Consider the following 6,577-nt stretch of genomic DNA (forward strand, 5'->3'; position numbering starts at 1 on the left):
TGATTTCGATACCGACCGGCATTTCACGGCTGTCATCCAGCAATAAACCCGAGCCCATCGAGCCAATGCTTTCGATCAAGGCCATGCTGGCGCCCCCGTGCAGCAGGCCGGCCGGCTGGTGCGTGCGGGCATCGACCGGCATGCGGGCCACCAGATAATCACTGCCGATTTCGATGCATTCAATGGCCAGCGTCTGCATCAGGGTGTTACGGCTCCAGCCGTTGACGGTTTCGAGCGGGAGATTCTTCAAAGCCATGACAATTCCATTGTGAGGTGATTTCAGCGCAATTGGCTGTCTTTGCTGCCACGTCGGTTGTAGCCACTGTGGGCGGTGTCGGCATCCTGCATGCGCTGGCATTCAATGCACAGACGCACCCCGGGGACGGCCATTCTGCGTGCTTCGGGGATGGCCGCATCGCATTCCTCGCAGTTGGTCAGGCTTTGGCCGCGCGCCAGCTTGGCCCGTGCACGGGCGATGGCCTCATCGACGCTGGCATCGATCTGATCCTGTACCGCGCCATCACGGCTCCAGCCCCCGGCCATGTCAGCAGCCCCCGTATTGTCGGGACAATACGGCATCCGCAGCCAGGCCGCCGGCCTTTGTGCGGCAGCAAAATCGGAGAAACGGCATATTCGGATCATTCATGGCTACATATTTTAGGCCGGGCAGGATACGGCAACAAGCATTGACAGCTTAATAGCCTTAGACTATGACAATGATAATATCAATCAATTGGAATTATTAATAGCGACGGACTACCATTGTCAGGTTGCGATTCATAACCCTCCCGGAGAAACTTCATGTCCCTGATCAATACCGCCGTCGCCCCGTTCAAAGCACAAGCCTTTCACAACGGCAAATTCGTTGAAATCACCGACGCCAGCCTGAAAGGCAAGTGGTCGGTGCTCATTTTCATGCCGGCCGCATTCACCTTCAACTGCCCGACCGAAGTCGAAGATGCCGCCGACAACTATGCCGAGTTCCAGAAAATGGGCGCTGAAGTGTACATCGTCACCACCGACACCCATTTCTCGCACAAGGTCTGGCACGAAACCTCGCCGGCCGTCGGCAAAGCCAAGTTTCCGCTGGTCGGCGATCCGACCCATCAACTGACCCGCGCTTTCGACGTGCACATCGATGAAGAAGGTCTGGCGCTGCGCGGCACCTTCGTGATCAACCCTGATGGCGTCATCAAAACCGCCGAAGTGCATTCCAATGAAATCGCGCGCGACGTCAGCGAAACCCTGCGCAAACTGAAAGCCGCCCAGTACACCGCCGCCAATCCCGGCCAGGTCTGCCCGGCCAAGTGGAAGGAAGGCGAAAAGACCATCGCCCCGTCGCTGGATCTGGTCGGCAAGATCTGACACCGATTCATTCCGCAACTGCGGAAACACGCTGTACCGCCCGCCTCCCCGGAACACCGGGGAGCCGGGATGTTGCGGCCTGAATCCAGGAGAACTCCATGCTTGATGCCACCCTTCGGACGCAACTGCAGACCTATCTGGGCATGCTGCGTCGGCCCATTGCCCTCATAGCCAGCCTGGACGACAGCCCGAAGGCCGCGGAGCTGCGCGAGCTGCTGGAAACGATTGCCGCGCTTTCGGACAGGATCAGTCTGAGTTTCGACGGCAACCACGCCCTGCGCCCCTCGTTCGGCGTCGCCGTGCCCGGTGAAAGTCCGCGCATCCACTTCGCTGGCATTCCGATGGGCCATGAGTTCACATCGCTTGTGCTGGCCCTGCTGCAGACCGGCGGCCATCCGCCGAAAGTCGAAGACGCCCTGATCGCGCAGATCAAGACTCTGCCCGGCAACGCCGACTTCGAAACTTTCATTTCACTGAGCTGTCACAACTGCCCGGATGTGGTGCAGGCGCTCAATTTGATTGCCGTGCTCAACCCCAACTACACCAGCACCATGATCGACGGCGCGATGTTCCCGGCACTGGTCGAGGCACGCCAGGTCATGGCGGTGCCGAAGGTGTTCCGCGATGCCGTCGATTTCGGAAGTGGCCGGATGAGTCTCGAGGAAATCGTGGCACGGCTGGATACCGGCGCCGCCGAGCGCGATGCCCGCGCCCTGGCCGAAAAAGCGCCTTACGACATGCTGATCGTCGGCGGTGGCCCTGCCGGCGCGGCCGCCGCCATCTATGCGGCGCGCAAAGGCATCCGCACCGGGGTCGCGGCCGAACGCTTCGGCGGCCAGGTGCTGGATACGCTGGCCATCGAGAACTTCATCTCGGTGTCGGAAACCGACGGCCCGAAACTGGCCATGGCGCTGGAACAGCATGTCAAAGCCTATGAGGTGGACATCATGAACGGGCAACGTGTGGTGGAGCTGGTGCCCGGCGAGCTGGTGGAAGTGAAGCTGGCCAACGGCGCCTCGCTGAAAAGCAAAACGGTGGTGCTGTCCACCGGCGCCCGCTGGCGGGAAATGAACGTACCCGGTGAAGCCGAATACCGCAACAAGGGTGTGGCCTACTGCCCGCACTGCGATGGCCCGCTGTTCAAGGGCAAGCGCGTCGCGGTCATCGGCGGCGGCAATTCCGGGGTCGAGGCCGCCATCGACTTGGCCGGCATCGTGGCCCAGGTCACCCTGATTGAATTCGACACGCAGCTGCGTGCCGATGCCGTGCTGCAGAACAAACTGCGCAGCCTGCCGAACGTCAGCATCATCCTCAACGCCCTCAGCACCGAGGTGCACGGTGATGGCCAGAAAGTGAACGGCCTGAGTTACCGCGACCGCGCCAGCGATGCACTGCACCGCATCGATCTGGAAGGCATCTTCGTGCAGATCGGCCTGCTACCGAATACCGACTGGCTGAAAGGAACGGTGGCGCTGTCCAATCGCGGCGAAATCGAAATCGATGCCCGCGGACAGACCAGCGTGCCCGGCGTGTTCGCCGCCGGCGACTGCACCACCGTGCCCTACAAACAGATCATCATCGCCACCGGTGCCGGCGCCACCGCGGCCCTCGGCGCTTTCGACCACCTGATCCGCGGCGGTCAGGGACACTGACCGGCCCGAATCAATGCGGTAGCATAGAGGCCCGCCCTCTACACGCAAGGCCAGCCTGTGAAATACGCAACAACCGCCCTGCTTCTGTTGTTTGGTGTCTGCAGCCGGGCGGCAGAAACGCCGACCCTGATTCTGATGGGCGGCTCGTACCGCACCTGCTCAAGCCTGCTCGCCGAGGATTGCCGGCCCGATCAGCGCGATTTCCCGGGGGCGCGCGGTGCGCCACAGTTTCGAATCGACGCCAGCCATTTTTCCGAAATCCTCGATCCCGCCTATTGGAGCATGCGGCGTGGCGCGCCCGAAATGGCCGCGCTGAAGCGCATGCTCGACACGGCCCATGCGTCGGCGGGTAACCGCGCACTTGATGCAAAATCTCTGAGCAAGACGTTTGAACAGGCCGATGCCGGAACCTGGAACCGATTGCTGACCCAGGAGCAGGACCTGATTGCATCGGCCTTTGAACTGCTGCAGCAGGACGGCGGCGTACGCAGACGCGAACAGGTCCGTCTCGATGGCGGCAACCGACCCTTTGACGCCGCCCTATTCCGGCAATTGGTTGCCGAAGCGGGCAAGCGCAGTCCCGGCCGCAAACCGCGGATCGCCTTCACCACATCCGCTTCCGCGAACGGTTTCGATGCCGTCGATTTCTACCGTGATCTGCTGACACAGGCCGGCGCCGAGCCGGTCTGGTGGCCGGTCGATGCGGCACTGGCCGAGGCGCGGTTCGGCGGCACCGGTGGCTGTCGCTACCTGCAGACCCTGCGTCGGGATGCGTTCTCCTCCTTGGGGCGGGAGCGCGCTTTTCCCGATCTGGATGCCGAACAGAAAGCCGCCTGCGCCGATGCCAAGACACTGGATGCGGTTCCGAATAACGTCCAGGCCCTGTTTCTGGATGGCGGCGATCAATGGCTGCACCGGCAAACCTTTTTTACCCGGGATGACACACCCAACCCCTGGCTCCGATCCGTCCGTGCCGCGTTTCTGCGCGGAGACCTGGTCGTGGCCGGCACCAGTGCCGGCGCAGCGGTGCAGTCCGGACCTTATGGCATGATCACCAACGGTACCAGCGTCAATGCCCTCACCTACGGCGCCATCGCGTTCCATGGCAGCATGCCCGAAGGCTGTGAACGCGCCAAGCGTTGCCCGATACCGCTACGGGAAGACGATCTGACCTGGTGGAAAGGCGGCGGACTCAATCTGTTCGGCAACGTTCTGGTGGATACCCACGTCTCCGAACGCCGCCGCGAGCTGCGTTTGGTCACGCTGATGGGCGCGATTGCCGAATCCTCAGCGCATGCACCGGAGGCCGGCATCGGCATCGATGAAACCAGTGCCTTGACTGTACGCCTTGTCGCCGATGGAATGCAGCTGGAAGCCAGCGGGCAATCCGGGGCTTGGTGGTTCGAACCGCCGGGATCACGCACAGCGGCCGGCGGTTGGACCGTGCGCGGACATTATCTGGCCCCGGGCGCCGAACTGCTGTGGTCGAAAGGCCGGATGCAGCCACTCTCCGCCACTTCTGCCGTGAACCCGGGCGGAAGCATCGGCTATGTCGGTGGTAATGCGCTGCAACCCGAGATACTGCGTCAAGTCGTTTGGCATCTGGCGCGCGCCGGGGCACAGGACACCGAGCTCGATGCGCTCGATTTCCGACTGAAGATCAAGGTGCTTCCGGGTTCGCATCGGTGGCAGGGGCCGCAGGGCCAACAGGGTATCACCGATCTGGAACTCACCCTGACGCGGCCCTGAACCCATTCACCCCGGGATGACGGCACAGCGCCTAGGATGGGAATCAACAACGGAGACCGGCCATGCACCGAAAACCCTTTCTGCCCAGCAAGCCCTGTCTGCGTTGCGGCCGGCCATTCACCTGGCGCAAGAAATGGGCGCGTGATTGGGACCATGTGAAATACTGTTCGGAGCGCTGCCGGCGGGAGCCGGTCAAAGCATGAAAACCGTGCGACTGCTGCTGGGCGACCAGCTCAATCCACTGCACCCCTGGTTTGAGCAGGTCGATCCGGAGGTGCTGTATGTGCTGATGGAAGTCCGCCAGGAAACCGATTACGTGCTGCACCATGCCCAGAAAATTCTGGCCATTTTCGCCGGCATGCGTTCTCTGGCGGAACAACTGCGCTCGGCAGGACATCAGGTCCGTTACCTCACGATCGATGATCCCGGAAACCGTCAAAGCCTGACCGGAAATCTCGAGGCTGTGCTGAGCGAAACCAAGGCAGGGCGTTTCGAGTGGCAGGCTCCCGATGAATACCGTCTGGACATCCAGCTCGATGCCTGGTTCGCCGGAAGCGGATACGCGGGTGGAAAAACCTCCAGCATGCACTTCCTCGCCAACCGGTTCGAGGCCCGGAATCTGTTCGCCGGCAAGAAGCAGTGGCGCATGGAGAATTTTTACCGGCACATGCGCCGCAAGCATGGCGTTCTGCTCGAGCCTGATGGCGACCCGGTGGGCGGCCAGTGGAATTTCGATGCCGAAAACCGCAAACCCTGGCGCGGCCAGCCGCCCGAGCCGGTGGATCGCCGCCCTCAACATGACCACACGGCGCTCTGGCAGGCGATCTGCAGTGCCGGCGTCCGGAGTTTCGGGGACAATTCGGCATCGGCTTTGCGCTGGCCGGTGAACCGTGACGAAGCCCTGCAAATGCTCGACGCCTTCATCCGCGAGGCGTTGCCGCATTTCGGCGACTATCAGGATGCCATGAGTACGAGCGCGGCCCGCCTGTTCCATTCGCTGCTGTCATTTGCCCTGAACGTGAAGATGCTGCATCCACGGGAAGTCATCGCCGCCGCGGAAACCGCCTGGCGCAACGGCCATGCGCCGCTGGCCGCCGTTGAGGGGTTCATCCGGCAGATCCTGGGCTGGCGTGAATATATCCGCGGCGTTTACTGGGCACACATGCCGGGGTACGACAGCAACAATGCACTGGGGCATGATGCGCCCTTGCCCGCGTGGTTCTGGACCGGAAACACCCGCATGCGCTGTCTGCAGGAGAGCATCGGCAATTCGCTCAAGCATGCCCATGCCCATCACATCCAGCGGCTGATGGTCATCGGCAATTTCGCCCTGCTTGCCGGTCTCGATCCACAAGCCCTGCACCGCTGGTATCTGGGCATCTACATCGACGCCTTCGAATGGGTTGAACTGCCGAACACGCTGGGCATGAGCCAATTCGCCGATGGCGGTCTGTTGGCCAGCAAGCCGTATGCGGCCAGTGCCGCCTATATGCACCGCATGGGCGATTACTGCCGCGGCTGCGTCTATAAACGTGACCAACGGATCGGGCCGGAAGCCTGTCCGTACAATGCGCTGTACTGGGATTTCCATCTGCGCCACGCCGAGCGTCTTTCCAAAAATCCCCGCATCGGCATGGTTTATCGCAATCTGGCGGCCATGGATACGGCCGAAACCGACGCGATCCGGCAACACGCCGCCGCACTGCGCGCGCGACTGGATGCCCTGTGAGCCGGATTAACCGACGCGCAGGCTGCGCATGCTGATCGAGCCCCAGTCGTAGGCCGTATTGAACATCTGCAAGGGCTCATCG

Annotated in this window: 7 protein-coding genes; 5 read left to right on the plus strand and 2 right to left on the minus strand. The window is 62.1% G+C overall.

Annotation, left to right across the window (positions count from 1 at the left end):
- Together Q0W88_RS10060 and Q0W88_RS10065 are read right to left on the minus strand one after the other, a co-directional pair.
- A partial coding sequence (locus Q0W88_RS10060; protein WP_297803103.1) for a hotdog fold thioesterase occupies positions 1–256 on the minus strand: 256 nt, incomplete at its 3' end.
- Between the two features lie 23 nt (positions 257–279).
- Positions 280–543 carry a DksA/TraR family C4-type zinc finger protein gene (locus Q0W88_RS10065; protein ID WP_297803106.1) on the minus strand — a complete coding sequence of 88 codons (264 nt, stop codon included), beginning with the start codon at positions 541–543 and terminating at the stop codon, positions 280–282.
- 258 nt (positions 544–801) lie between these two features.
- Between Q0W88_RS10065 and ahpC the strand changes: the two genes are divergently transcribed.
- From ahpC to Q0W88_RS10090, 5 genes are all read left to right on the plus strand, one after another.
- Positions 802–1,365 carry an alkyl hydroperoxide reductase subunit C gene (gene ahpC, locus Q0W88_RS10070; RefSeq protein WP_297803109.1) on the plus strand — a complete coding sequence of 188 codons (564 nt, stop codon included), beginning with the start codon at positions 802–804 and terminating at the stop codon, positions 1,363–1,365.
- Between the two features lie 98 nt (positions 1,366–1,463).
- Positions 1,464–3,017 (plus strand): alkyl hydroperoxide reductase subunit F, encoded by a 1,554-nt coding sequence (ahpF, locus tag Q0W88_RS10075; protein WP_297803112.1) that lies wholly within the window; start codon positions 1,464–1,466, stop codon positions 3,015–3,017.
- Positions 3,018–3,074: 57 nt separating this feature from the next.
- Positions 3,075–4,766 carry a hypothetical protein gene (locus tag Q0W88_RS10080; RefSeq protein WP_297803115.1) on the plus strand — a complete coding sequence of 564 codons (1,692 nt, stop codon included), beginning with the start codon at positions 3,075–3,077 and terminating at the stop codon, positions 4,764–4,766.
- A gap of 62 nt (positions 4,767–4,828) precedes the next feature.
- Entirely contained in the window at positions 4,829–4,969 is a 141-nt protein-coding gene (locus Q0W88_RS10085; protein ID WP_297803118.1) for a DUF2256 domain-containing protein, read from the plus strand.
- Positions 4,966–6,495 carry a cryptochrome/photolyase family protein gene (locus Q0W88_RS10090; RefSeq protein ID WP_297803121.1) on the plus strand — a complete coding sequence of 510 codons (1,530 nt, stop codon included), beginning with the start codon at positions 4,966–4,968 and terminating at the stop codon, positions 6,493–6,495. Before Q0W88_RS10085 ends, Q0W88_RS10090 begins: the two co-directional genes overlap by 4 nt.
- The last annotated feature ends 82 nt before the right edge of the window (positions 6,496–6,577 follow it).

The organism is Arenimonas sp. GDDSR-1 (assembly GCF_025980345.1).
GTDB lineage: Bacteria > Pseudomonadota > Gammaproteobacteria > Xanthomonadales > Xanthomonadaceae > Arenimonas.

Coding starts and splice junctions, on each gene's coding strand:
- Q0W88_RS10065 (WP_297803106.1), bottom strand. CDS start 543: ATGGCCGGGGGCTGGAGCCGTGATGGCGCGGTACAGGATCAGATCGAT.
- ahpC (WP_297803109.1), top strand. CDS start 802: ATGTCCCTGATCAATACCGCCGTCGCCCCGTTCAAAGCACAAGCCTTT.
- ahpF (WP_297803112.1), top strand. CDS start 1,464: ATGCTTGATGCCACCCTTCGGACGCAACTGCAGACCTATCTGGGCATG.
- Q0W88_RS10085 (WP_297803118.1), top strand. CDS start 4,829: ATGCACCGAAAACCCTTTCTGCCCAGCAAGCCCTGTCTGCGTTGCGGC.
- Q0W88_RS10090 (WP_297803121.1), top strand. CDS start 4,966: ATGAAAACCGTGCGACTGCTGCTGGGCGACCAGCTCAATCCACTGCAC.